This is a genomic window from Pseudomonas sp. Yb2C2 (assembly GCF_052112325.1).
GTDB lineage: Bacteria > Pseudomonadota > Gammaproteobacteria > Pseudomonadales > Pseudomonadaceae > Aquipseudomonas > Aquipseudomonas marginalis.
In genome coordinates this window covers 49,950-72,496 of record NZ_JAVAJK010000010.1, presented here as the reverse complement: position 1 = coordinate 72,496, position 22,547 = coordinate 49,950, and the positions used below count along the sequence as shown (strand labels likewise).

Annotated in this window: 22 protein-coding genes and 1 tRNA gene; 12 read left to right on the top strand and 11 right to left on the bottom strand. The window is 61.8% G+C overall.

What is annotated here, in order from left to right:
* Positions 1-2 precede the first annotated feature (2 nt).
* Both Q8X51_RS15760 and Q8X51_RS15755 read right to left on the bottom strand, forming a co-directional pair.
* Positions 3-611 carry a LysE family translocator gene (locus tag Q8X51_RS15760; protein ID WP_065927383.1) on the bottom strand — a complete coding sequence of 203 codons (609 nt, stop codon included), beginning with the start codon at positions 609-611 and terminating at the stop codon, positions 3-5.
* Between the two features lie 281 nt (positions 612-892).
* On the bottom strand, positions 893-1,051 hold the full coding sequence (locus tag Q8X51_RS15755) for a hypothetical protein (RefSeq protein WP_162844265.1): 159 nt from the start codon (positions 1,049-1,051) through the stop codon (positions 893-895).
* A 177-nt stretch (positions 1,052-1,228) separates the two neighbouring features.
* Here Q8X51_RS15755 and Q8X51_RS15750 point away from each other — a divergent pair, with 177 nt between their 5' ends.
* Positions 1,229-1,513 carry a hypothetical protein gene (locus Q8X51_RS15750; protein WP_065927382.1) on the top strand — a complete coding sequence of 95 codons (285 nt, stop codon included), beginning with the start codon at positions 1,229-1,231 and terminating at the stop codon, positions 1,511-1,513.
* A 588-nt stretch (positions 1,514-2,101) separates the two neighbouring features.
* Here Q8X51_RS15750 and Q8X51_RS15745 read toward each other — a convergent pair.
* Positions 2,102-2,175 (bottom strand) — tRNA-Cys (locus tag Q8X51_RS15745).
* A 212-nt stretch (positions 2,176-2,387) separates the two neighbouring features.
* Positions 2,388-4,676, bottom strand: coding sequence for a bifunctional acylase PvdQ (pvdQ, locus tag Q8X51_RS15740; protein ID WP_407694446.1), 2,289 nt, complete (start codon positions 4,674-4,676; stop codon positions 2,388-2,390).
* A gap of 236 nt (positions 4,677-4,912) precedes the next feature.
* Here pvdQ and Q8X51_RS15735 point away from each other — a divergent pair, with 236 nt between their 5' ends.
* Positions 4,913-5,293 (top strand): fe2+ zn2+ uptake regulation protein, encoded by a 381-nt coding sequence (locus Q8X51_RS15735; RefSeq protein WP_074846870.1) that lies wholly within the window; start codon positions 4,913-4,915, stop codon positions 5,291-5,293.
* Positions 5,294-5,301: 8 nt separating this feature from the next.
* Here Q8X51_RS15735 and Q8X51_RS15730 read toward each other — a convergent pair whose 3' ends face one another.
* The 6 genes from Q8X51_RS15730 to Q8X51_RS15705 all read right to left on the bottom strand — a co-directional run bounded on the left by Q8X51_RS15730 (position 5,302) and on the right by Q8X51_RS15705 (position 10,083).
* Complete coding sequence (locus Q8X51_RS15730; RefSeq protein WP_330216166.1) at positions 5,302-5,490, bottom strand: hypothetical protein; 189 nt, start codon at positions 5,488-5,490, stop codon at positions 5,302-5,304.
* A gap of 180 nt (positions 5,491-5,670) precedes the next feature.
* The gene (locus Q8X51_RS15725) at positions 5,671-6,438 is read right to left on the bottom strand and encodes an ABC transporter permease (protein ID WP_065927338.1); all 768 of its coding nucleotides are present in this window, start codon (positions 6,436-6,438) and stop codon (positions 5,671-5,673) included.
* The gene (locus Q8X51_RS15720) at positions 6,435-7,634 is read right to left on the bottom strand and encodes an ABC transporter substrate-binding protein (protein ID WP_065927337.1); all 1,200 of its coding nucleotides are present in this window, start codon (positions 7,632-7,634) and stop codon (positions 6,435-6,437) included. The genes Q8X51_RS15725 and Q8X51_RS15720 overlap by 4 nt, the downstream gene beginning before the upstream one ends.
* Positions 7,621-8,424, bottom strand: a complete 804-nt coding sequence (locus Q8X51_RS15715) for an ABC transporter ATP-binding protein (protein WP_407694447.1) — start codon at positions 8,422-8,424, stop codon at positions 7,621-7,623. Before Q8X51_RS15715 ends, Q8X51_RS15720 begins: the two co-directional genes overlap by 14 nt.
* The gene (locus Q8X51_RS15710; protein WP_407694448.1) at positions 8,421-9,482 is read right to left on the bottom strand and encodes an acyl-CoA dehydrogenase family protein; all 1,062 of its coding nucleotides are present in this window, start codon (positions 9,480-9,482) and stop codon (positions 8,421-8,423) included. Before Q8X51_RS15710 ends, Q8X51_RS15715 begins: the two co-directional genes overlap by 4 nt.
* Positions 9,483-9,522: 40 nt before the next feature.
* A complete protein-coding gene (locus Q8X51_RS15705) occupies positions 9,523-10,083 on the bottom strand; it encodes a carboxymuconolactone decarboxylase family protein (RefSeq protein WP_065927334.1) in 561 nt (186 codons plus the stop codon).
* Between the two features lie 101 nt (positions 10,084-10,184).
* Here Q8X51_RS15705 and Q8X51_RS15700 point away from each other — a divergent pair, with 101 nt between their 5' ends.
* Complete coding sequence (locus Q8X51_RS15700; RefSeq protein ID WP_065927333.1) at positions 10,185-11,090, top strand: AraC family transcriptional regulator; 906 nt, start codon at positions 10,185-10,187, stop codon at positions 11,088-11,090.
* On the opposite strand, the gene Q8X51_RS15695 is transcribed toward Q8X51_RS15700, so the two are convergent.
* Positions 11,087-11,998 carry a LysR family transcriptional regulator gene (locus tag Q8X51_RS15695; protein WP_065927332.1) on the bottom strand — a complete coding sequence of 304 codons (912 nt, stop codon included), beginning with the start codon at positions 11,996-11,998 and terminating at the stop codon, positions 11,087-11,089. The two genes, Q8X51_RS15700 and Q8X51_RS15695, sit on opposite strands and share 4 nt — an antisense overlap.
* A gap of 116 nt (positions 11,999-12,114) precedes the next feature.
* On the opposite strand from Q8X51_RS15695, the gene Q8X51_RS15690 reads away from it, so the two are divergent.
* The 9 genes from Q8X51_RS15690 (at position 12,115) to glgA (ending at position 22,528) form a co-directional block, all read left to right on the top strand.
* Positions 12,115-13,110 (top strand): aldo/keto reductase, encoded by a 996-nt coding sequence (locus Q8X51_RS15690; protein ID WP_323146097.1) that lies wholly within the window; start codon positions 12,115-12,117, stop codon positions 13,108-13,110.
* A 159-nt stretch (positions 13,111-13,269) separates the two neighbouring features.
* Entirely contained in the window at positions 13,270-14,817 is a 1,548-nt protein-coding gene (locus Q8X51_RS15685; protein ID WP_407694449.1) for a M91 family zinc metallopeptidase, read from the top strand.
* Positions 14,818-14,973: 156 nt separating this feature from the next.
* Positions 14,974-16,968 (top strand): methyl-accepting chemotaxis protein, encoded by a 1,995-nt coding sequence (locus Q8X51_RS15680; protein ID WP_065948309.1) that lies wholly within the window; start codon positions 14,974-14,976, stop codon positions 16,966-16,968.
* Between the two features lie 78 nt (positions 16,969-17,046).
* A complete protein-coding gene (locus Q8X51_RS15675; protein ID WP_065927329.1) occupies positions 17,047-17,505 on the top strand; it encodes an SRPBCC family protein in 459 nt (152 codons plus the stop codon).
* A gap of 81 nt (positions 17,506-17,586) precedes the next feature.
* A complete protein-coding gene (locus tag Q8X51_RS15670) occupies positions 17,587-18,033 on the top strand; it encodes a DUF411 domain-containing protein (RefSeq protein WP_065927328.1) in 447 nt (148 codons plus the stop codon).
* A 9-nt stretch (positions 18,034-18,042) separates the two neighbouring features.
* On the top strand, positions 18,043-18,480 hold the full coding sequence (locus tag Q8X51_RS15665) for a YqaA family protein (RefSeq protein WP_027606736.1): 438 nt from the start codon (positions 18,043-18,045) through the stop codon (positions 18,478-18,480).
* Positions 18,481-18,524: 44 nt separating this feature from the next.
* Positions 18,525-19,526: an alpha/beta fold hydrolase gene (locus Q8X51_RS15660; protein WP_065948307.1), complete on the top strand. Its 1,002-nt coding sequence runs from the start codon at positions 18,525-18,527 to the stop codon at positions 19,524-19,526.
* A gap of 24 nt (positions 19,527-19,550) precedes the next feature.
* Positions 19,551-20,504 carry a D-2-hydroxyacid dehydrogenase family protein gene (locus tag Q8X51_RS15655; RefSeq protein ID WP_407694450.1) on the top strand — a complete coding sequence of 318 codons (954 nt, stop codon included), beginning with the start codon at positions 19,551-19,553 and terminating at the stop codon, positions 20,502-20,504.
* Positions 20,505-20,971: 467 nt separating this feature from the next.
* Positions 20,972-22,528, top strand: coding sequence for a glycogen synthase GlgA (gene glgA, locus Q8X51_RS15650; protein WP_074846904.1), 1,557 nt, complete (start codon positions 20,972-20,974; stop codon positions 22,526-22,528).
* The last annotated feature ends 19 nt before the right edge of the window (positions 22,529-22,547 follow it).

Genomic DNA, 22,547 nt, shown 5'->3' with positions numbered 1-22,547 from the left:
ACCTAGCCGGCAAACAACATCGGGTACAGCGACAGCACCAGCAACCCGGCCATTGACCAATTGAACAGCCTCAACCAGCGCGGCTCGCGCAGCACATTACGCAAGCCGCTGCCACACCCGACCCACACGCACACGCTGGGTAGGTTGACCACGGCAAAGACCAGCGCAATCACCAGCACGTTGGTGACATAGCCCTCAGCCGGCGTATAGGTGGTGATGGCCCCGAGCGCCATTATCCACGCCTTGGGGTTCACCCACTGAAACGCCGCCGCGCCCAAGAACGTCATGGGTTTGCCGTGTTCATCATTGCTATCGGACATGCCGCCCGCCGTGGCGATCTTCCAGGCCAGGTACAGCAAGTACACCGCGCCCACATAGCGCAACACCGTGTAGGCCCACGGGAATACCTTGAACACTTCGCCCAGGCCCAGGCCGACCGAAATCACCAGCAGCATGAAGCCGATACTGATCCCCAGCGCATGGGGCATCGAGCGACGAAACCCGAAGTTCACCCCCGAGGCAAGCAACATGGTGTTATTCGGCCCTGGGGTGATCGAGGACACGAAGGCGAACAGCACAAAGGCTGACAGCAGGCTGGTAGACATGGACATGGTGCGGCATCCGAGCAGTGTGGTAGGCCTGCGACAGTAGTGGGTTATGCCGCCCGGCGCCCCGTACAGCCAGGCACGGATCGAGGCATACACTTCAGGTTCAGATGGCTCCGGCGTTTTCACAAAGCTTTCACAGACGCGGCCTTATGGTGAACCCAGCTCCTAATGAACATCCCTTTTAGCCCGTGCTCCCCATCGCGGGCTTTTCTTTGCCTGGGATTTATCCGGGGCAAAAAAAGAGGTGAGCCATAATTCATGGCCCACCTCTGGTTGACTAACGGTTAACGCGGACCACCGCCTGGGCCACCGCCTTGACCATGACCACCACCGCCGTGATCACCACCCCCGCCACCGCCCGGCGGCATGAATATCCAGCAGCCCGACAAGGTCGACAACAGCGCGACAACAACAGCCGCCTTGGTTAGGTAATTCAACTTCATGACAACGCTCTCTGCTTTACAAGGTTGGGTGTACGTCAAGTAAGACCTCGGTAAATGAAGTCCGTCATGAGTTTCGTGTAACGTCTTGGTAGGGTTTGTGTTGGGGTGGATACACGTCATTCGTTGATGCGAGTAAGGCCAACTTCGCTACCTGATCAGCACCAAAGGGAGAAGTAGATGAAAGAGTTGATACAGGGCCTCGATGGACCCAGAACTGCCCAGCAGGAATTGTTTTATGACCTGGAAGATGCAACTGCAGTCATTGGCTGGTCCGTGGTTGAACTGACAGCCCTGGCAAACAGCAGCAGGACGCCGAGTGAGGCGTTGGCGCTAATGAAGATCGGCACGTTGCTGGCAACTCAGCGGGATAAAATCGCCAGGTACGCGGGTGAAGTGAAGGCGCAGCGCATCAGCAGGTCAGAGACTGGCGCTGAAGATAGAGTTCAGTACGCTCAAGAATGAGGGCCTCGACTCGGAAATCGTAGCCAGCCCTCGATCTTTACGTCAGCGAATAGTGCGAGCCAGCGGGAGCCGACTCGATCAGGTCATTCGACAGCAGCGTCAGGTTGAGCGTTTCTCGTCGAGATCATGTAGTTTTTTAACACCCTTCCCCGTCTTCCGCTCGTATTGATGATGAAAAAACCAAACGACCAAAAGTAGCATCGCCAGACCAAAAATGAATAGCAGCAGCTCTATTGCGGGACCTTCGTGTGAAAACATTTTCGTTCCTCATCCTGAAGTAGCGTGACTTGAAAACAGCCACAACCGAAATTATTCGTAACAATACGAACATTTTCAGGGTAGTCGCCAACACGCGCCATGACAACCTTAAAAGCCTCCTGACCCTTGATCTAGACACGTCACTCGTCGAAAAAACCTTCGAGCGTGGGAGGGACACGGCACAACGCTGTACACAACGGGAAGGGAATGGCGCCTGCACAGGCGGATGCGGAGGAAGGTAGATCGGCCTGCTCGAGAGGTTGGCACCCTGGCCTTTTCTTCCGCCCAATAAAAAACCCCGTAGACGTTAATCTACGGGGTTTTCAAGAGTGGAGGCCGAGGTCGGAATCGAACCGGCGTAGGCGGATTTGCAATCCGCTGCATAACCATTTTGCTACTCGGCCTCAAACGATCAATGCCCTTGCCACTGGCATTCACCGTATAAAAACTTGAGTGGGCCATAGAGCCCTGCCTCTACTCTAACTCATTGAATACATTGAAGTTTTTAATGCTTCGTTGCGCTCGATGGGCGCCATTATGTACTCATTTGCTTTTGCCTGCAACCCCTTGATTTCAAAAATATTTCGCATTGGCATCAAGGGGTTGCGCGCCTGCCCTACTCCTTGATGAGCTGCTGCTGGTACTGCGGGTCGGCCTTGATCTGGGCGTCGGTGAACGGCAGTGGGCGGAGTTTTTTCTGCGCGAAGGCTTGGGTCTGGTCCTTGGCGTAGGGGGATGCCGGGTTGCTGGACAGGGAAAACGCGAGCACGCCCTGGGCGTGAGGCCCCTGGTCGTCGAAGGTGACGATCTGCAGGTAGCTGCTGCCGCTGACCACTTCGCGCTTGCCGTCGGCCCGGGGCACGGTTTGCATGGCGTTGTAGATCCCCAGCGCTTGCGGGCCGCCGTGGATCGGGGTTTGGCCGCTGACCTGGATATCGCCCCATTTGCTGTCGGCGTTGAGGCCGAGTTGGGCCACGGCTGCGCTGGAGGCCAGCATGGCTTCGCGCAGGGCCTTGGCCACGGGGGCGCGCTCGATGGCCAGGCCCCGTGGGGTGGTCAGGGGTTGGGCCGGGTCGAACGCGACGCGCCAGGCATCGGGGAGTTGCTGCAGGTCTTCAACCAAATTGATGAAGTGCACCAGGCCCAGGCCGCTGTCGAGGTTGGCGCGTCGGTCCCAGTCGTTGAGGCTGGTGCACAGCGACTTCAGCGCAGTCGCGTCGGTGCCGAGGTGTTTGGCGCAGAATTCCAGCAGGTCGGGCATGACCTGGCCGGCCAGGTACACCTCGTTATCCATGACCATGTTTTGCAGGTCGGCGACGCTGATCGGTTGCGCCTCCAGGGATTGCAAGCGTTGCAGGGCGAAGCGTGCGCGCGGGCCGAGGCCGATGTGGTCCTGGCTGATCACCGGGGAGAAGCCGGTCAACGGTGCCTTGGGGTTGGCCAGCCACGCCGAATCGTTAGAGTGCTGCACGTAGTCGCTACGCTCCAGCTGCGGCAACTGGTCGGCGGGGAAGATGCCGGCCTGGGCGGCACGCGGGTCGACGTCCCAGGCACAGGCACTGCGGGCACCGTCGAGCATGATCATCTGCAGGCCGGCACGCGGGTCGCTGCATTGCGCCAGTTTGGCCGCGCTGACGTTGGGCACCACCGACAGGTTCATGTACAGGCTCTGGCCCTGGTCATCGGCGGCCAGGGTATTGACCCACGGGATGCCTTGCAGGGTGTGCACCGAGGTTTGCAGGTCCTTGAGGCTCGTGGCACGGTTCATGGCGTACCACTGTTGCAGGACGCGGTCGTTGCCCAGGTTGGCATCGCGCAGGCTGAAGGCGTGGTGAGTGTCCCAATCCAGCTTGCCGGGCCATTGCACCACGGGGCCGAACTGCGAGCTGTAGACCGAGTGGGTTACCGGCGTCACGCTGCCGTCCGCTTGCCTGGCCTGGACCGTCACCGAGGTTTTTTCCAGGGGGATGGATTTTCCATCCAGCATATAGCGCGTGGAATCCTTGGGATCCAACGTCAGGCGATACAGGGTGAAGTGCTTGGACGTGTCCACCGTATGGGTCCACGCCACATGCTGGTTGAAACCGATATTGATCACCGGCAGGCCGGGCAGCGCGGCGCCCATCACATCCAGCTGGCCGGGGATGGTCAGGTGCATTTCATAAAAGCGCATGCCGCCCACCCACGGGAAATGCGGGTTGGCCAGCAACATGCCACGGCCATTGAACGAGCGGTCGCGGCCCACCGCCACGGCATTGCTGCCGCGATCCAGGCTGAAGCGCTGTTGATTGGCGGCGGCCAATTCGAATGCCTTGGCGCTGGGTGGCACACTCGCGGTGGCCTGGGGCGGCGCGGCGCCGACCAGGGCTTCGGCGAACTGGCCGACACCGCCCTCCACCAACAACCTGCGGGTCAATTTCACCAGGTCTTCAACCACCAGCGGCCGCACCCAGGCCGCCTGGCACTGGGCGGGTGCGCCCTGCTCTTTCAGGTAACGGTTGTAGCCGGCCACGTAGCCTTGCATGCGCTGTTGGATCTGCGGGCTTTGCGCCTTCCAGAAAGCCGCCACCGCACCCGGTGTATTCAGCCAGGTGAAAAACACGTCGCTGGCCAGGTTGTTGCGCTCTTCCAGGGTCGACTGCTCGGGGCCGAAGTACCGGGCCCGCTCGCCGTTTACGGTAACCACTTCATTGGCCAGCAGGCACAGGTTGTCCTGGGCATAGGCATAACCGATCCCCAAGCCCAGGCCACGCTCGTCATTGGCGCGAATATGCGGCACGCCGAAACTGGTGCGGCGGATATCCGCCGACGCCTGCGTTGTCGATTCCCGTGCTGTTGCAGCCAGGCTCGCCCCCAGCAACAGCCCCGTCACGCACACCTTGGCCAACCCGTTGGAAATAATCACACAGACTCCGCAGTCAAATTGAACACCCTCACAGGGGTAACCACCCCACCGTAAAGACGCAAAAAACCGGGAGAAATTTAACCCTGGAGCGGGTTTATCCGAGGCGCTGCAGATGTGACAAAGCCGATACCGACAAATTTTCTACATCACACCCTTCATGATTTTGCACGCTCGTTCGTCTTATTGACTAAGAGCGCCATCATTTTCCTGATCAGGCTCTGATAAGGAGTTTTTGCATGTACAACCCGCAAGTGCCCACGGACGGACATTCACCCGCAGCCGACAGCCAATTTGGCAACGGCGCCCAAGCGTTCGGCAAAACCCCCGAACAGCAAGGCAACCAGCGTATTCGCCACCTGCTCAAGTGTTTCGGCCTGCGCACCAGCCTGATCCGGCTGAAGGTCATCGACGCCCTGCTCACCGCCGCCAACAACCAGCGCACCCTGGGGGTACGTGGCGTGCACAGCCATTTGCTGGAGCTGGGGATCCCGTTGTCGTTCCTGAGTGTGCGCGAGGTGCTCAAGCGCCTGTGCAGCGAAGGCGTGATCACCCTTAACGCGGATAAAAGCTACAGCCTTCATGAAGAGGCTGCCAAGGTACTCGACGCTCGAAGCTGAGGCGGACCTTAAAGCTTGACCTTGCGGCGCATGATGCCGTTGATCACCACCACGATGACCGCGACGGCGATGGCGATGGTCTGGAATGTCTTCTCACTGATAAACCCGATGTTCTGCAGGTAGGACAGGCCAAACATCGTCGCCAGTACCGCCAGGGCGATCAGGATCGAGTATTTCAAGCGTTGCTTTTGGGTCATGACGGGTTCCTGAACCGGAAGAATGTATTCACTGTGTATCGCCGAACACGCCAGGCACATACCCGGCGACGGGATGCACGGGGTCGACAGGGTCTTATGTTACAGGTGATGAAAAGCTTTGGCTCCTCCGGTGTGCCGCTCACCCCGACGGCGGTGGGCCGCCGGGCTCAGGCCATGCCTTCACTGGCTCCCCCCATGCACCCACCGCTGATGCAACCCGCGTGCAAGCGCATCCAGGGCAAACCCCAGCAGCCCGATCAGCAACACCATCGCCATCAGTTCCGAATAGGCCAGGCGATCACGGGTATCCAGGATGTAGTAGCCAAGCCCCGCGCTGACCCCGAGCATTTCGCACGGCACCAGCACGATCCACAGGATCCCAATGGCCAGCCGCACGCCAGTCAGCACGTGCCCCACCACGCCGGGGATGATCACCCGGCGCAAGGTTTCCCAGCGCGTGGCGCTCAGGCTGCTGCTCAACTGCAGCCAGCGCGGGTCGAGCTGGCGCACGCCGGCGGCGGTGTTGAGCATGATCGGCCACACCGCGGCAAACGCCAGCAGGAAGTAGATCGGTTGGTCCCCTACCCCCATCAGCATCACCACGATGGGCATCCAGGACAGCGGCGAGATCATCCGCAGAAACTGGAAGGCCGGCGTGGTCGCCGCTTCCAGGTTGCGCGAACTGCCCACCAGCAGCCCCAGCGGCACCCCCACCAGCAAGGCCAGGAACAGCCCGACGAAGATGCGCTTGAGGCTCACGACAATATGCAGATACAGCTCACCGCGCCCCAGCAATTCCCACAGGCTGCTGAAGGTGGCGGCCAGCGAAAAGCGCGCCGCCAGGCCGCCCCCATCGCCCCACACCTTCACCCCCAGCCACCACAGCAACAACAGGCCGGCCAGGCCACTCAACCCGAGCAACCAGCCCGGGACTCTGCGGTTGTTCAAACGCCAATCTCCTCGGTCCGCTCAAAGCCCTCGGGCAAGCCGAAGGTGCCCATGCCGCCCACCGCTTCGATGGCGTTGCGCACAAAGCGGTCATCCACCAGATCCTTGGCGACAAAGGCCGGGTCCAGATCGGCGAGGAATTTCTTGTCCCCCTCGATCAGCGTGTCCTTCAAACGTCGCACCAATTCCTCGGTGTAGCTGGGGAATGGATAGGGCTGGAAGTCGATGCGGTGCTCGTCCCAGTCGGCATGCCGGATCGCGCCATCGGCCAGGTAGGCCGCGCGGTCGGCAGCGGCTGGCGCCAGGACTTTGCTCAACACCGGCTCGGCATGTGGCGTGTAGCGGTTCGGGCCGTCCTTGGACAGCAGTTTCACCGCCTCTGCGCGGTTATCACGGGTCCACACCTGGGCCTTGACGATCGCATTCACGACTTTCTGCGACCACTCCGGGCGATTGTTCAGGTCGTGTTCGTGCATGAACACCACGCAGCACGCGTGATTGCGCCACACGTCGCCGGTAAACCGCTGCACACGCCCGACCTTGAGGTTCTCCGCCAGGGCGTTGAACGGCTCGGCGACGATATAGCCGTCGATGCGCTGGCTGGCCAGGGCCGGCGGCATGTCCGAAGGCGGCAGCACGATCAGGTTGACCTCATTGGCGCCGATCGCACTGCCGGCGGCACGCGCCACCGGGGTCAGGCCGTTGTCGCGGAACAGTTGCTGCACCACCACGTTATGGATCGAATACCAGAACGGGATCGCCACCGACTTGCCGCCCAGTTGCTTCACCTCGGTAATGCCTGGTGCCACGGTGAGCCCCGAACCGCCCACATGGTTCCACGCCACCACCTTGGCCGGCACCTGGCTGCCATAGCGTGCCCACACGGTCATCGGCGACAGCAAGTGAATCACGTTGACTTGCCCGGAGATAAACGCCTCGATCACCTGCGCCCAACTGCGCAGCAATACCGGGCGCTCGGCCTTGATGCCTTCGGCTTCGAACAGGCCGTTGTTATGCGCCACCAGCAAGGGCGTCGCGTCGGTGATCGGCAGGTAGCCGATGCGCACCGGCGCATCCGGCTCGCTGGCGGCGCGGGCCTGCAGGCTGCCCAGCAGCGGCAAGGCGCCGGCGGCACTGAGGACTGCGGAAAGTTTGAGAAAGTCACGGCGCGAGTGGGTCAGGTCATCCAGGCACATGGCTGGGCTCCAGCAGGTCAAGGGGTTGGGGTTGAGGGCGGCTCGCCTGCCGTAGGGTTTTAAGAATCTCGATGCGCAGCGCGCCGATGGCTTCCACCTGTTCTTCCCGTGGTTGCGGCAGGTCGATGCGCCATTCGCCCAGCGTCCGCGCCGGGCGGTTGCCCAGCAGCAGGATGCGGTCGGACAACAGCAGCGCTTCGTCGATGTCATGGGTGATCAACACCGCCGCCGAACCCTGCTCACGGTTGACCTTGAGCAACAGGTGCTGCATATCGGCACGGGTCACTTCATCCAGCGCACCGAAGGGCTCATCCAGCAACAGCACCTGGGGCTGGCGTGCCAGGCAACGGGCCAACGCAGTGCGCTGGGCCATGCCGCCGGACAGCTGCGCCGGAAATTGCTGGCGGGCGTGCTCCAGGCCAACCGCCGCGATGGCTTGGTCGACGCGCCGGCGGCGCTCATCAGCGCCCAGGTGCGGCTGGCGGGCGAAATCCAGGCCGAACGCGACGTTCTTTTCCAGGCTCAACCAGGGCAGCAGGCTGGGGTCCTGGAACGCTACGGCCACACGTGGATGGGGGCCGCTCAACGGCTCGCCCAACACCTGCACCTTGCCATCCTGGGGCGCCTGCAAGCCGGCAAGCACCCGCAACAGGCTGGACTTGCCGACCCCGCTGGGCCCCAGGATCGACACCACTTCACCGCGCTGCAATTGCAGGTCGAAGCCTTGCAGCACCGGGCCGCCGGCGTACCCCAGGCCAATGCCCCGGGCACTCAATACCACCGGGCTCACAGGTTGGCCTGGCGTTGCAACTCGGTGCGCAATTGCACCAGGCTGGGCGTAACGATCGGCACAAACGCCGACTCCCGCCAGCGCCGCGCAAACCCACTGCCATGGGCCGTGAGGTAGGCCTTGCCGCCGCTGGCCTGCAGTTCCAGCTGCACCGCGCTGGCGGCGGTTTCGGCCAGGCCGATGCGCAACTTGAACAGCGCCACCGGCTCAGCGGCGAAGCGCCCGGCGAGCAGGCCATTCTGCAGCCCGGTCACCAGGTGATCCAAGGTCCCGCGCAACCCTTCGAGTTCTTCGCGCAACACCGTGCGGGCCGCGCCCAGGTGATGGGCGACTTCCGCCAGCGAGCGCCGGGCCAGGCCGATCGACATACCGCACTGCAAACCCAGGAACGCCGGGCGCACGGCCGGCAGGAACTTGCGTGCATCCTCATGCAGCAACCACTCGCGACTCAGCTCGACACCTTCAAGGCCCAGGGCTGCGGTGTTGCTCGATTGCAGGCCGAGCAGCTCCAGGTCGCCGGAACGTTGCAGGCCCGCCACCGAATCCGGAATCGCCAGGATAAACGGCGCGCCACCACCGGCATGCTCCACCGCCGCTGCCGCGACAAAGCCGTTCTTGCGCAAGTTGGTCACCCAGTGCAGGCGACCGTTGAGGGTCCAGCCATGGTCGTTCGGCTCGGCGCTGATCTGCAGCGTCTCGATGCCCGACAGGAACTTCATTGCATTCGACAAACCGGTGGCCCCCGCCAACCTGCCGCTGAGCAGGTCCGGCAGCAATTGCTCGCGCAGCCGCTCATTCGGGCTCTGCAGCAAATACTCGATAAACGAGCGCTGGCCCCAGCACACAAACGCCGCCGCCAACGAATGGCTGGCGACATTGGCGATGGCCTCGACGGCGCCGGCCACATCACCGCCCAGGCCGCCGAAGGCTTTTGGCACACCGATACGCAGTATGTTGGCCTCTGCCAGCCGTGGCAGCACTTCCTGGGGATCGCAACTGCCCACATCCAGGGCCTGCGCTTGAACATCGAGCCAACGGCTCAAGATCGGGTCAAGCATTCATGTTTCTCCTTGTCAAAGCAGCAGGGCCACCTGCCCTTCAGCTGGCCGGTTTTTCCCAACGGTATTGCGCCAGCTCCGGGTTCAGCGGGGTACGGGCAAACACGTTAGCGAAGTTGCACAGGGTTGCCAGGCTCACCCCCAAAATAACTTCCAGGGCCTGGCCTTCGGTGTAACCGGCGGCGCGGAACGCCTCGAAACCGGCATCGCTGACATCGCCACGGGTGGCAATGACTTCCCGGGTAAAGGCAGCGAGTGTCTCATAACGGGCATTGGGCAATTCGCCGCGCTGGCGCAGGGCGTCGATCACCTCTTCCGGCAGCTTGGCCTTGTTGCGCGCCACGGCGGTGTGGCCGGCGACGCAGAAATCGCAGCCGTGGGTAGTGGCGGCAATCAACTGCACCACTTCGCGATCGGCCAGGCTCAGCTCGGCCTTGGCGTTCAGGCCCGAGACGGTGATGTAGGTTTCCAGCGCCGCCGGGGCATTGGCCAACACGGCCAGCAGATTGGGGATGAAACCCGAGGCTTTCAGCGCATTTTCCAGCAGCGGCTTGGCGGCGGGTGGCGCGGTTTGCGGGGTGAGTAGCGGTACACGGGACATGGAGCGGTCTCCTGAGGGGTCGTGTATCCAGTCTGTTGGTTATAAGAAATCCTCTCAATAGGCTAAAGTAGCGATTACTTGCTCTTGAGTCTTTCCATTAGATGAATTCTTCCAGTGCCCTTGTCGATTGGTTATTAGACAGCCTCGAACTCAACACCAGCCTGTTCCATGTCGGGCGCTATTGCGGCGATTGGCATGCCAGCACCCACGGCCTGGCGCGAGCGAGTTTCCACCTGATCGTGCAGGGCGAGTGCTGGCTGCATATCGCCGGCGAACCCACGCCCGTCGAGTTGAACAACGGCGACGCGGTGTTCCTGCTCCGTGACCTTGAGTATCGGTTGTCCGGAGAAGCCACGGCGGCCGGCGCGCGGGAATGTCCGCGACGCCCGATGCTGCCCCTGGACAGCAGCGCCAGTGACGGCGTGGGGCTGGTGTGCGGGTTCTTTCACTTCCAGTCGGGCTTGTCGGCGATGATCGTCGATACCCTGCCCGCGTGGATCGTCCTGCGGGCCGGCGACCCCTCGCTGACGGCCGCCCGCAACCTGTTCGAGCTGATCCTGCAGGAGTGCCAGCGCGACCCGGCGCCTTCCGCGGCCTTGCTCGAGCGCCTGTGCCACCTGTTGTTCCTGTATGTACTGCGCCAGCAAGTGCTCGATAACAACCAACTCGGTGGCCTGGCCGCGCTGGGTCGCCAGCCGGCATTCGCGAACCTGCTGGAACACCTGATTGCTCGCCCGGCAGACGCCTGGACCCTGGAAAGCATGGCGGCCTGCACCGGCTTGTCGCGCTCGGCTTTTTTCAAGCGCTTCACTGAATTGTGCGGGCAGTCGCCCGGCCAGGTGCTGCTGATGATGCGCATGCGCCACGCCTGCCAATTGTTCAAGCAGGACCAGACGGTCGCGGATGTCGCAGTGGCGGTGGGTTATCAGTCTGTGGCAGCGTTTACCCGAGCCTTCCACAAAGTGACCGGGCAGCAACCCGGCGCTTATCGCAAGGCCCAGGCCTAGCGTTGCAAACCGGTGCCCGGCCGACCACACAGCTCAACCAGCCAATCCACAAACACCCTCACCCGCTGTGACAACTGGCGATGGGGCGGATACAGCGCCGTCAGCGCCATTTTCGGCACCGGCAACTGCGCCAGCACGGGCACCAGGCGGCCCTCGGCCAGTTGCCGCATCGCATGATAGTGCGGCGCCTGAATCAGGCCATAGCCGGCTTCGCACGCAGCGAAATAACCATCGGAGCTGTTGACCGCCACGCGCTTGGGCAACTGGATCGAGTGCACGGCGTTGTCGACCAGGAACTCCAGGCCGAACCGCTTGCCACTGGCCGTGGAGACATACTCGACCATCTGGTGATTGGCCAGGTCGTCGAGGCCCGCCGGTATGCCCATGCGCTCCAGGTACACAGGACTCGCCAGGGTCAACTGGTCCATCATTGCCAAAGGCCTGGCCACCAGCGACTCATCCAGGGCCGGACCGCCGCGCAGCACGCAATCCACACCTTCGCGGATCAGGTCCACCGGGCGGTCGTTCAGGCCGATGTCCAATTCGATCTGCGGATAGCGCGCGGTGAACGCCGGCAACGCGGGAATCACAATCAAGCGCCCGATCCCCGAGGGCATATCCACGCTCAAGGTGCCGCGTGGGTTCTGGCGGCGGGTGGAGAACACCGCCTCGGTTTCCTCCAGATCGGTGAGCAGCTGTACGCAACGCTGGTAATACGCAGCGCCGTCCAGGGTCGGGCTGACCTGGCGCGTGGTGCGTTGCAGCAACTGCACGCCCAGGTGCGCTTCCAGTTGCTTGATCAGGATGGTCACCGACGCGCGCGGCAGTTGCAGGCTGTCGGCGGCCTTGGCAAATCCACCCAACTCGACAATCCGGGTAAACACACGCATGGCGTTAAAACGATCCAAGGGCCGACTCCAGGAGGATTATTTAGAAATTACCAATAGTGATAGTGCTTTTAGCCGGTTTATCCAGGTTTTGTCGAGGGTAACAATGGCGTCCTACCTCATCAGGAGCTGCACCCATGCACACTCGTCAACTCGGTAAGAACGGTCCCCACGTCAGTGCCATCGGCCTCGGCTGCATGGGCATGAGTGACTTCTATACCTCGGGCAGCGACACCCCGGAAGCCATCGCCACCCTTCATCGTGCCGTGGAATTGGGCGTCACCTTGCTCGACACCGCCGACATGTACGGCCCCCATACCAATGAAGAATTGATTGGCAAAGCCATTGCCGGCAAGCGCGACCAGGTGTTCCTGGCCAGTAAGTTCGGCTTTGTGCGTGACCCGTCGAACCCAGAAGTGCGCGGCGTGAATGGCCGGCCCGAGTATATTCGACAGGCCATCGACGGTACCTTGAAGCGCCTCGGCGTGGAGACCCTCGACCTCTATTACCAACACCGTATCGACCCCGAGGTGGCCGTCGAAGAAAGCGTCGGCGCCATGGCCGAACTGGTCGCGCAAGGCAAGGTGCGTTACCTGGGGCTGAGCGAAGTCAGCGCCGCCACCTTGGAGCGTGCGCACAAGGTGCATCCGATCAGCGCCCTGCAAAGCGAATACTCCCTGTGGAGCCGTGACCAGGAAGACAACGGCTGCCTGGCAGCCTGCGCACGCCTGGGTGTCGCGTTTGTACCTTACAGCCCGCTGGGGCGTGGCTTTCTCACCGGAGCCCTGAAAAGCCCGGATGATTTCGCCGAAGACGATTACCGCCGTTCCAGCCCGCGCTTCCAGGGCGAGAACTTTGCACACAACCTGCGACTGGTAGAGCGGGTCCAGGCCCTCGCTGCCGAAAAAGGCGCGACCGCCGGGCAACTGGCATTGGCCTGGGTACTTGCACAGGGTGATTACCTGATCCCTATTCCGGGCACCAAGCAGCGCAAGTATCTGGAAGAAAACGTCGCCGCCCTGGACATCACGCTCAGCCCGGCCGAGCTGACGGCACTCACGTCTGTGTTCCCGGCGGGCGCTGCGGCGGGGCCGCGCTACCCCGAGACGTCCATGGGACTGGTGCACCAATAGCGGCTCAAATCCGGGCGCAGCGGTCGAGGCTGCGCCCACGAAATATCCTGCACCACGACCGGCTCCCGCATCGGGAACGTTTCGGCGCATGCCTCCACGTAATGGAAAGGCCTGATAGGCAATCAGGAATATCTAACAACACTCGTGAAGGACTCACTTATGCTCTCTGCAACCACCTCACCAACCTTTCCCACTGCTCAGTCCGCCCTTCCTGCGACTCGCAACATGCCTGAAGCTTCGCCCTATGACCCACCTGCCGACCTGACGCCAGGCATCTACAATGAACGTTCGCATACCCTGCATATCGACGGCGATATCAAGTTCGGCCGGTTAATCGTATGGGACGCATCAGATCCCAAAAACCCGAAGATCAAGTTGAATCTGCTGATGCTGGAAACCGGTGACGGCGCGGATTGCGTGCATGTACGCAACTGGCCGGGCAACCGGCTGCAGGTGTGTATCAACGGCAAGTCATATGTTTTCGACAATCAAATCAAACAAGACCCGCAACAGGGCCTTTGGATCGAGACCAAAGGCGGCAATGACACGGTGATCATCGACGATGACGTCAAGCTACGGGTGGACATTGAAGGCGGCGATGGCCATGACTACATCCAGGCCGGAGGCGGCAGGAGCAGATTGTACGGCGGCAATGGTAACGATGTGCTGCGACTGGGCAGCGGTCTGGGCTTTGCAGCCGGCAACGACGGTGACGACACGATCATCGGCGGAAGCGGCAATGCCGTGATGTACGGTAATAACGGCAAGGATCGTCTCTATGCCGGATATGGCCCCTCGACCAAACAGAGCTACCTGGATGGGGGTGATGGAAATGACCAACTCTACGCCGGCAGCGGGCACACCGTTGCCCATGGCGGCAACGGCAATGATGATCTTATCGGCCATGACCGCACGACCTTCTACACCGGCAAAGGCTGCGACCGTATCTGGAATAACCGGCGCAAGGATCTGATTTACGCCAATGCCCATGACCGATTCGACCGCAGCAAAGGGTCGACTTTCACCGAGGTCAAACCCAGCAACGCCGGCAAGCAAGCATTTACCGTGGCCGAAGGAACGCTGGGATTCAACCAGCAAGTGAGCGATGACCTCGAGTTTCTACGCAGTTCGCCGCTTGGCCAGCAGGCCCTGGCCAAAATGGATGAGCTGGCAGCAATCAATGGCGCAACGGTCGAGATCAGGCAGGTGACCTTAGGCGACACCAGCTACGATTTTGGCAGCGTTGAGCCGGACAACCAGACATCCGAGGAAGAGGAAAACATCGATGAGACACAATACGGCACCCTCAAGAACGGCGTTCCCGGCGCCCGCGCCAGGAATGCTTCGATCGCCTATGACCCCTACGCAGTCCTTGAGAGTACTGACCACACCAACGTCGTAGCGCCCGTCACCACCCTATTCCATGAAAACGGCCATGCGTTCAATGGCGCCAACGGCACATTCCTCGAGGGTGAAGACCAGGAGCAGTTGCAATCCGGAGCGTGGGTGCCGGTTCGAAATTACGAACGCCAGGTCATTGGCATTCCCAGCAACGCAACACCCGCAGACCTCGACAACGACCCGTCTACGCCGCCGAGCACGGTCAATCCGCGACCTTTCATGGAGAACGCCTTGAACCAGGAGATGGGTAAACCGCTAAGAAAAACACACAAATTCGAGCACAGTGATCAGGGCGACGGCATCTGATGAGCCGGGCGTAGCGAGCCGGCGGCCGGCCTCGCTACGTGCCCGTCCAACAAACTTTGCACCATGGTACCTAAAGACGTGCCAATCCCCGCCGATAGCCCTACGAAGCTCCAAAACAGCCGCGTCGATAATAAACGCTTCGTAAGGACGACCCCCATGCCCCCACTGCGTTCCATCCAAGCCCGCTATACCCTGTTCCTGGTGCTGTTCGTCCTGGTGTTGTTCGTGTTGACGGTCGTCGGCATCGGCCAACTGGTCGCGCCCACGCTGCGCCATACCGAGGAACAGGTGGTGCTCAACCGCATCAGTGAGGTGGCCGAGCAGATCCAGGGCGAACTCAACAAGGTTCAGTCCCAGCAACGCACCATCACCCAGACCATTCCCCTGCTCGACAGCGATGCCATCGACAAGGTCCTGCCGGGCCTGGTCGACCAATATGGTGAGCTGAAGGTCTTCGGCGGCGGTATCTGGCCGCTGCCCAACCAGCGCACGCCGGGGCGCAACAAGCACAGCACCTTCTGGCACCGCGATGCCTCGGGCAAGCTGGCAGTGAACACCTTCTGGAACAGCGACCCCGCCCCCAACTATTACGACCAGAGCTGGTACAAGGGCGGTCTCGCATCGCCACGCGGCCAATGTGCCTGGGCCGCGGCCTACAAGGACGACGCCAGCCAGGAGCCGCGCACCAACTGCGCCATGGCGATCCAGCGTGACGGCGCGGCGTACGGCGTGGCCACCATCGACGTGACCCTGGGCTTCTTCAACGAACTGGTAGCCAGCAAGGAAAAGGACATCGGCGGGCAAATGCTGATCGTCGAAGGCGATGGCAAGATCATCAGCAACAGCACGCGCCTGAGCAGCCCGGTGGTATTGAAGAACATCAGTGAATTGACCGGCACCTCGGCCTTTGCCGCCCAGGTCAGCAAGGCCCTGGCCCATCGCGACCAAGCCTTGCAGCGCAACGAGTTCGACAACCAGGGCGTGGCCAGCACCTTCTACATGCGCCCCATCGAAGGCACGCCGTGGTTCCTCGCCACCGCCCTGCCCACCTCGCTGATCACCGCCCAGCGCGATGACGTACTCGGCAGCCTGGCCCTGTTGCAGATCCCCATGGTGTTGCTGCTGGTGCTGCTGGCGGTGTATGCGATCCGCCAATTGGTGCAGCGCATGAAAATCCTGAAGACCAACATCGACGCACTGTCCACCGGCGATGCCGACCTGACGCGGCGCATCACCATCCGCGCCGAAGACGAACTGGGCGCCATCGGCCATTCGGTGAACCGCTTTATCGTCTACCTGCAAGACATGATCGGAGAAGTGACCCAGGCCACTGGCGCCATGTCATCGGGCCTTGAGCAATTGCAGCACACCTCGGCCCACACCAACAGCATCCTGGTGCGCCACGCCTCGGAGACCGACCAGACCGTCACCGCCATCACCGAGATGAGTTCCACCGCCGACACAGTGGCGCAAAACGCCGCGCAAACCGCTTCGTTCACCCAGCGCGCCAACGAACACGCCGACCGCTCCCGCGTGGTGGTGGGTGAAGCGTCCACCAGCGTCAGTGCGCTGATCGGCGAGGTCGCCAGTGCCACTCACACCGTCGAGAACATGCGCCAGGACGCCGCGCGCATCACCGAAACCCTCGGCGTGATCGGCGCGATTGCCGGCCAGACCAACCTGCTGGCCCTCAACGCCGCGATTGAAGCCGCGCGGGCCGGCGAGCAGGGTCGTGGTTTTGCGGTGGTGGCCGACGAAGTCCGCGCCCTGGCGGCGCGTACCCAGGCCAGCACTTCGCAGATCAATGAAATGCTCGCACGCCTGACCACCGGTGTCAGTTCGTCGGTGGCGGCCATGGAGAACACCCAGGCCAGTTGCCAGTCGGCGGCGGATGCCACGGCACGGGTGAACACCGGCCTCGACGAGATGGCCGGTTCGGTCAGCCATATCAATGACCTCAGCACCCAGATCGCCACCGCTGCCGAACAGCAAAGCGCGGTGACCGAGGAGATCAACCGCAGCATGGTGCATATCCGACATATGGTCGAAGAGCTGGTGCAGAGCGGCCATGCCACGCAAACCAATACACAAAGCCTGCTGGACGCCAATGGCCGGGTGATTGCGTTGATGGGCCGGTTCAAGGTGCGCTGATAAATGGCTGAAACACTCCCGTGCAATGTGCGGGAGTGGGACTATTCTGACAGTTCACAGCCACACAGGAGGTGTGCCATGCGCGCTGTCGAGCAGTCGGTCCGCTTGGATCGGATCAGTCAGGAACGTTTTATCCAGGCCCCTATCGATGCCGTCTACGACTATGTGACCCAACCGGATCGCTGGCACGAATGGCACCCCACCTCCCTCGGTGCCGACACCGGCACCAGCGGCCCCCTCCCCGCCGGCGCACGTTTTACCGAAATGATCGACTTGCTGGGCGTGCGCGTGCCCATGAGCTACCGCGTGCAGATCGCCCGGCGTCCCGACGAGTTCAAGACGGTGTTCACCTCACTGGCCGTCGACGGCTCGATTCATTACTTTTTGCAGCCCTTTCGCGACGGCACCCTGTTCAAGCGCGTGCTGACCTATGAAACCGAATTGCAGTTGGCCAGCCTCCATGAACGCATGATCGAGCTGTCGGCGATTGCACTGGACCGGCTCAAGCAGCGGATGGAAAACTCGCTCTCCGTATAATTTTGAAACATTAACCCGACGTCCCACGGATAAAAGCAGGGAGAATGCCCGGCTTACTGCCCGGTATTGGACGAGACCTCCATGAAAATCCCATTGCGATTGGCCCTGCTTTCAGTGTTGTTCACCACCACCCTGGCCCAGGCCGCCGACCTGATCCCCATCGATGTGCACCGCGACGCCAATTGTGGCTGCTGCAAAAAGTGGATCAGCCACCTGGAAAGCAACGGCTTCAAGGTCAAAGACCATGTCGAAGCCGACATGAGTGCAGTCAAGCAACGGCTGGGCGTGGCCCCGCGCCTGGGCTCGTGCCATACCGCCGTGATCGACGGCAAGTTCGTCGAAGGCCATGTGCCCGCCGAGCAGGTACTGGCCTTGCGCAAGCGCGACGACCTGCTGGGTATTGCCGCACCGGGCATGCCCATGGGTTCGCCCGGCATGGAAATGGACGGCCATGCCGAGGCCTATCAAGTCATCGGCCTGACCCGCGATGGCCAGGATGTGGTGTTGGCGGACTACCCGGCGCACTGATCGGTGCCGATGGGTTACCTGGGGCTGTTTCTTGCCGCATTCGGCGCGGCGACGTTACTGCCCCTGCAATCGGAAGCGGTGCTGGTCGGCCTGTTGATCAGCGGGCACTACAGCCTGTGGCTGCTGCTGGGTATCGCCACCCTGGGCAACGTCCTCGGCTCGCTGGTCAATTGGTGGCTGGGGCGCTGGGTGGAGCACTTCAAGCAGCGTCGCTGGTTTCCGGTCAGCGACAAGCAGCTGGAAAAGGCCCGCCATCATTACCAGCGCTGGGGGCACTGGACGCTGCTGCTCAGTTGGCTGCCGGTCATTGGCGACCCGCTGACGTTGGTGGCCGGGGTGATGCGTGAACCGTTGTGGCGGTTCCTGCTGCTGGTGACCCTGGCCAAGGGCCTGCGATACGCGGTGCTCGCCGCCGTGACCCTGCAATGGGTGTTAATCCCCCGTTAATCCCGCGCAAACAGCATCCGAGCATTCTGTCCGGAGCCCCGCCCATGCCTCTATCCCGCGTTTTTTGCATCGCCGGCCTGCTGACGGCCGGCGCCGCCCCGGCGTTCGCCGCCAGCTATGGCCCTGAGCTGCAAGGTTTCCAATACCCCTATCCCCTCGAACATTTCCAATTCCAATCCCAAGGCAAAGCCCTGCAAATGGGCTACATGGACGTGCCGGCCAAGGGCCAGCCGAACGGGCGCAATGTGGTGCTGATGCACGGCAAGAACTTTTGCGGCGCAACCTGGGAAGGCACGATCAAGGCCCTGAGCGACGCCGGTTATCGGGTGATTGCACCGGACCAGATCGGTTTCTGCAGTGCCAGCAAGCCCGACCACTACCAGTACAGCTTCCAGCAATTGGCCCTCAACACCCATCAATTGCTGGAAAAACTCGGCATTCAAAAGGCCACGCTCATAGGCCATTCCACCGGCGGCATGCTCGCCACCCGTTACGCGTTGATGTACCCCGAGCAGACCGAGCAGCTCGGGCTGGTGAATCCCATCGGCCTGGAAGACTGGAAAGCCCTGGGCGTGCCCACGCTCAGCGTCGACCAATGGTATGCGCGAGAACAGAAAGTCAGCGCCGAGGGGATTCGCAAGTACCAGCTCAATACCTATTACGTCGGACGCTGGAAGCCGGAGTACGAGCGCTGGGTAGACATGTATGCGGGCCTGAGCAATGGCCCCGGCCACGCGCTGGTCGCATGGAACTCGGCGTTGATTTACGACATGATCTTCACCCAGCCGGTGTACTACGAGTTCAAGCATCTGCAGATGCCCACCCTGTTGCTCATCGGCACCGCCGACACCACCGCCATCGGCAAAGACGTTGCGCCGCCGGCGGTCAAGGCCAGGATCGGCAACTACGCGGTACTGGGCAAGCAAGTGGCCAAACTGATTCCCCATGCCACACTGGTGGAGTTCCCGGGCCTGGGCCATGCACCGCAGATGGAAGAACCGGCGAAGTTTCACCAGGCGCTGTTGCAGGGCTTGAGCGCCCTTTAATCCAACTTTTCGAGGCACGCGTGCATGTCGGTACAGATCGCAGTCATTGATGATTGGCAAAATGTGGCCAATGGCGTGGTGGATTGGTCGGTGCTGGAGGCGGTTGGGCAGGTGCACTTCCTGCACGATTACCCGGCAGATACCGCCACGATGATCGAGCGTTTGAAGGCGTTCGAGGTCATTTGCGTCATGCGCGAACGCTCGACCTTCGACCAAGCGCTGTTACAGGGTTTGCCCAACCTCAAGTTGCTGGTGACCGGCGGCATGCGCAATGCCGCCCTCGACATTGCCGCCGCCAAGGCCATGGGCATCCAGGTGTGCGGCACCGACAGCTACAAGCAGGCGGCGCCGGAGCTGACCTGGGCACTGATCATGGCGTCTACGCGCAATCTGCTGACCGAAGCCAACTCACTGCGCGCGGGTGGCTGGCAGGTGGGACTGGGTGGCGACCTGCATGGCAAGACCCTGGGAATTCTCGGGTTGGGCAGTATTGGCCAGAAGGTCGCGCAGTTTGCCCAGATATTCGGCATGCGGGTGATTGCCTGGAGTGAAAACCTCACGCCGGAGCGCGCCGCGCAGGCCGGGGCGACCTGGGTCAGCAAGCGCGAGCTGTTTGAGCAGGCCGACATTCTCACGATTCATTTGGTACTCAGCGACCGCAGCCGTGGCCTGGTCGATGCCGAAGCATTGAGTTGGATGAAGCCGACGGCCCGGTTGGTGAATACCGCGCGCGGGCCGATTGTGGATGAGCAGGCGCTGGTGCAGGCATTGACCACTGGTCGCCTGGCGGGCGCGGCACTCGATGTATTCGCCGAGGAGCCGCTGCCGGTCGATCACCCGTTTCGCCACTTGCCCAACGTACTCGCCACGCCCCATGTGGGCTACGTGAGTGAGCAGAACTACCGGCAGTTCTATGAGCAGATGATTGAAGATATCCAGGCCTGGACCACGGGCGCGCCCATTCGGATGCTGGGCTGACGCACCAATCAGGTGCGGCCCGCACTAAGGGTGTGAGCGTAATTTTTGTGGTGAGCAGGCTTGCCCTGCGCTGGGGCGCGAAGCGGCCCTGAACCGGCGCAAGCCTGCTCACCACACCCTATCGCCTTCCTCAATTGCATATGGTTACAAGTTTTTTGTCCTACAAAATTCCCGCACAAACCCTACAGGCTCTGGAATCTGTCCTAGACTGATGACCGATGGGTCCCTTCCAAAACAAAAACCCCGCAAAAAATCTAAACTTTCGAACTCTGCCGTAGGTCCAGTTTTAAGGTAGGGCGAGTGCACGCGGTTCACACCCGATGCCCGTCCATCCAATCTATTTAAGCCGACCGTGCAACTGGCATAAGCCTTGCCAGTTTGTATAGCGCTTGTGCGCCTGGCCGCAGGATGCGGTCTTCGGAGCTAGTGGCAGCGGGCCATTAGCCAACCAACATTGGGAGAGAACTATGATCAGTGCCGCTGTAGATACTCAGGGAGAGCGTTTTAGTAAGGCGGCAGAGGGGCCAACGTCACTGGCCGACCTGCCCAACACTGTGCGGCCGATCGTGAGTAATAATCCCAATCGAAAGAAGGTATTGTTCGTCACCTCCGAGTTCGCCGACCTGGTGAAAACCGGTGGCCTGGGCGACGTGTCCGCGGCCCTGCCCCGCGCCATGGCCCACTTGCATGATGTGCGCGTCCTGATCCCCGGTTACCCGCAGGTGATGGAAAGCGACAACCCGATCCATATCATCGGTGAGCTGGGTGGCCACGCCGCACTGCCGCCGTGCAAGATCGGGCGCATGGACCTCAAGGACGGCCTGGTCATCTATGTGCTGATCTGCCCCGAACTCTACGAGCGCGAAGGCACGCCGTACGGCGCCAACAATGGTCGCGACTGGCCGGACAACCATATTCGCTTCGCCCGCCTGGGCCTGGCCGCTGCCGACATGGCCGCCAACCTCGCCCAGATCCACTGGTGCCCGGACCTGGTGCACGCCCACGACTGGCCCGCCGGCCTGGCCCCCGCCTATATGCACTGGCGTGGGTCACGCACACCGACCCTGTTCACCATCCATAACCTCGCCTATCAAGGCGTGGTCAGCCTGGCCTCGACGCCGGAGCTAGGCATTCCGCCCCACGCCTTGCAGCAGGAAGGCATGGAGTTCTACGGCAAGATGTCGTTCCTCAAGGCGGGCATGGCGTATTCCAGCCACATCACCACCGTGAGTGCCACCTACGCCCAGGAAATCACCACGCCGGAATTCGGCTGCGGCCTCGACGGTTTCCTCGCCGCCAAGACCCAGCAGGGCCTGCTCAGTGGCATCCCCAACGGCATCGATGAAAGTTGGGAAACCTCCACCGACACGCACCTGACCCACAACTTCAATATCGGTGACTGGGAAGGCAAGGCCATCAACGCCGACCACGTGCGCGAACTGTTCGGCCTGCATGACTCCACCGGCCCGCTGTTCGCGGTGGTCTCGCGCCTGGTCTACCAGAAAGGCCTCGACCTCACCGAAGCGGTGGCGAGCTTTATCGTCGAGAACGGCGGCCAGATCGCCATTATCGGGCGCGGCGAGCCGGAAGAAGAACAGGCCATGCGTGAACTGGCGCTGCGCTTCCCGGGCCAGGTCGGTGTGCGCATCGGCTTCAACGAGACCGACGCGCGGCGCATGTTCGCCGGCAGTGACTTCCTGCTGATGCCATCGCGCTACGAGCCCTGCGGCCTCAGCCAGATGTATGCCCAGCGCTTCGGCTCGCTGCCCGTGGCTCGCAACACCGGCGGGCTGGCGGACACCATCGAGAATGGCGTCACCGGCTTCCTGTTCAATGAATCCACCGTAGAGAGCTACGAAGAAGCCCTGAGCCGTGCGTTCCGGGTCTTCGCCAATAAAGGCCTGCTCAACGCCATGCGCAGCCGTGCCATGACCCAGCCCTTCAACTGGTGCCAGGCGGTGGAACCCTACGCCGAGCTGTATGAACAACTGGTGGCCAAGGCCTTGGGGAAATCGACTAAATAATCAAGGGAGGTCTTCATAG

Bases quoted from the DNA above. Each gene is read 5' to 3' on its own strand.
- Q8X51_RS15760 (WP_065927383.1), bottom strand. From the start codon at position 611: ATGTCCATGTCTACCAGCCTGCTGTCAGCCTTTGTGCTGTTCGCCTTC.
- Q8X51_RS15755 (WP_162844265.1), bottom strand. From the start codon at position 1,051: ATGAAGTTGAATTACCTAACCAAGGCGGCTGTTGTTGTCGCGCTGTTG.
- Q8X51_RS15750 (WP_065927382.1), top strand. From the start codon at position 1,229: ATGAAAGAGTTGATACAGGGCCTCGATGGACCCAGAACTGCCCAGCAG.
- Q8X51_RS15735 (WP_074846870.1), top strand. From the start codon at position 4,913: ATGTACAACCCGCAAGTGCCCACGGACGGACATTCACCCGCAGCCGAC.
- Q8X51_RS15730 (WP_330216166.1), bottom strand. From the start codon at position 5,490: ATGACCCAAAAGCAACGCTTGAAATACTCGATCCTGATCGCCCTGGCG.
- Q8X51_RS15720 (WP_065927337.1), bottom strand. From the start codon at position 7,634: ATGTGCCTGGATGACCTGACCCACTCGCGCCGTGACTTTCTCAAACTT.
- Q8X51_RS15710 (WP_407694448.1), bottom strand. From the start codon at position 9,482: ATGCTTGACCCGATCTTGAGCCGTTGGCTCGATGTTCAAGCGCAGGCC.
- Q8X51_RS15705 (WP_065927334.1), bottom strand. From the start codon at position 10,083: ATGTCCCGTGTACCGCTACTCACCCCGCAAACCGCGCCACCCGCCGCC.
- Q8X51_RS15700 (WP_065927333.1), top strand. From the start codon at position 10,185: ATGAATTCTTCCAGTGCCCTTGTCGATTGGTTATTAGACAGCCTCGAA.
- Q8X51_RS15690 (WP_323146097.1), top strand. From the start codon at position 12,115: ATGCACACTCGTCAACTCGGTAAGAACGGTCCCCACGTCAGTGCCATC.
- Q8X51_RS15685 (WP_407694449.1), top strand. From the start codon at position 13,270: ATGCTCTCTGCAACCACCTCACCAACCTTTCCCACTGCTCAGTCCGCC.
- Q8X51_RS15680 (WP_065948309.1), top strand. From the start codon at position 14,974: ATGCCCCCACTGCGTTCCATCCAAGCCCGCTATACCCTGTTCCTGGTG.
- Q8X51_RS15675 (WP_065927329.1), top strand. From the start codon at position 17,047: ATGCGCGCTGTCGAGCAGTCGGTCCGCTTGGATCGGATCAGTCAGGAA.
- Q8X51_RS15670 (WP_065927328.1), top strand. From the start codon at position 17,587: ATGAAAATCCCATTGCGATTGGCCCTGCTTTCAGTGTTGTTCACCACC.
- Q8X51_RS15665 (WP_027606736.1), top strand. From the start codon at position 18,043: ATGGGTTACCTGGGGCTGTTTCTTGCCGCATTCGGCGCGGCGACGTTA.
- Q8X51_RS15660 (WP_065948307.1), top strand. From the start codon at position 18,525: ATGCCTCTATCCCGCGTTTTTTGCATCGCCGGCCTGCTGACGGCCGGC.
- Q8X51_RS15655 (WP_407694450.1), top strand. From the start codon at position 19,551: ATGTCGGTACAGATCGCAGTCATTGATGATTGGCAAAATGTGGCCAAT.
- glgA (WP_074846904.1), top strand. From the start codon at position 20,972: ATGATCAGTGCCGCTGTAGATACTCAGGGAGAGCGTTTTAGTAAGGCG.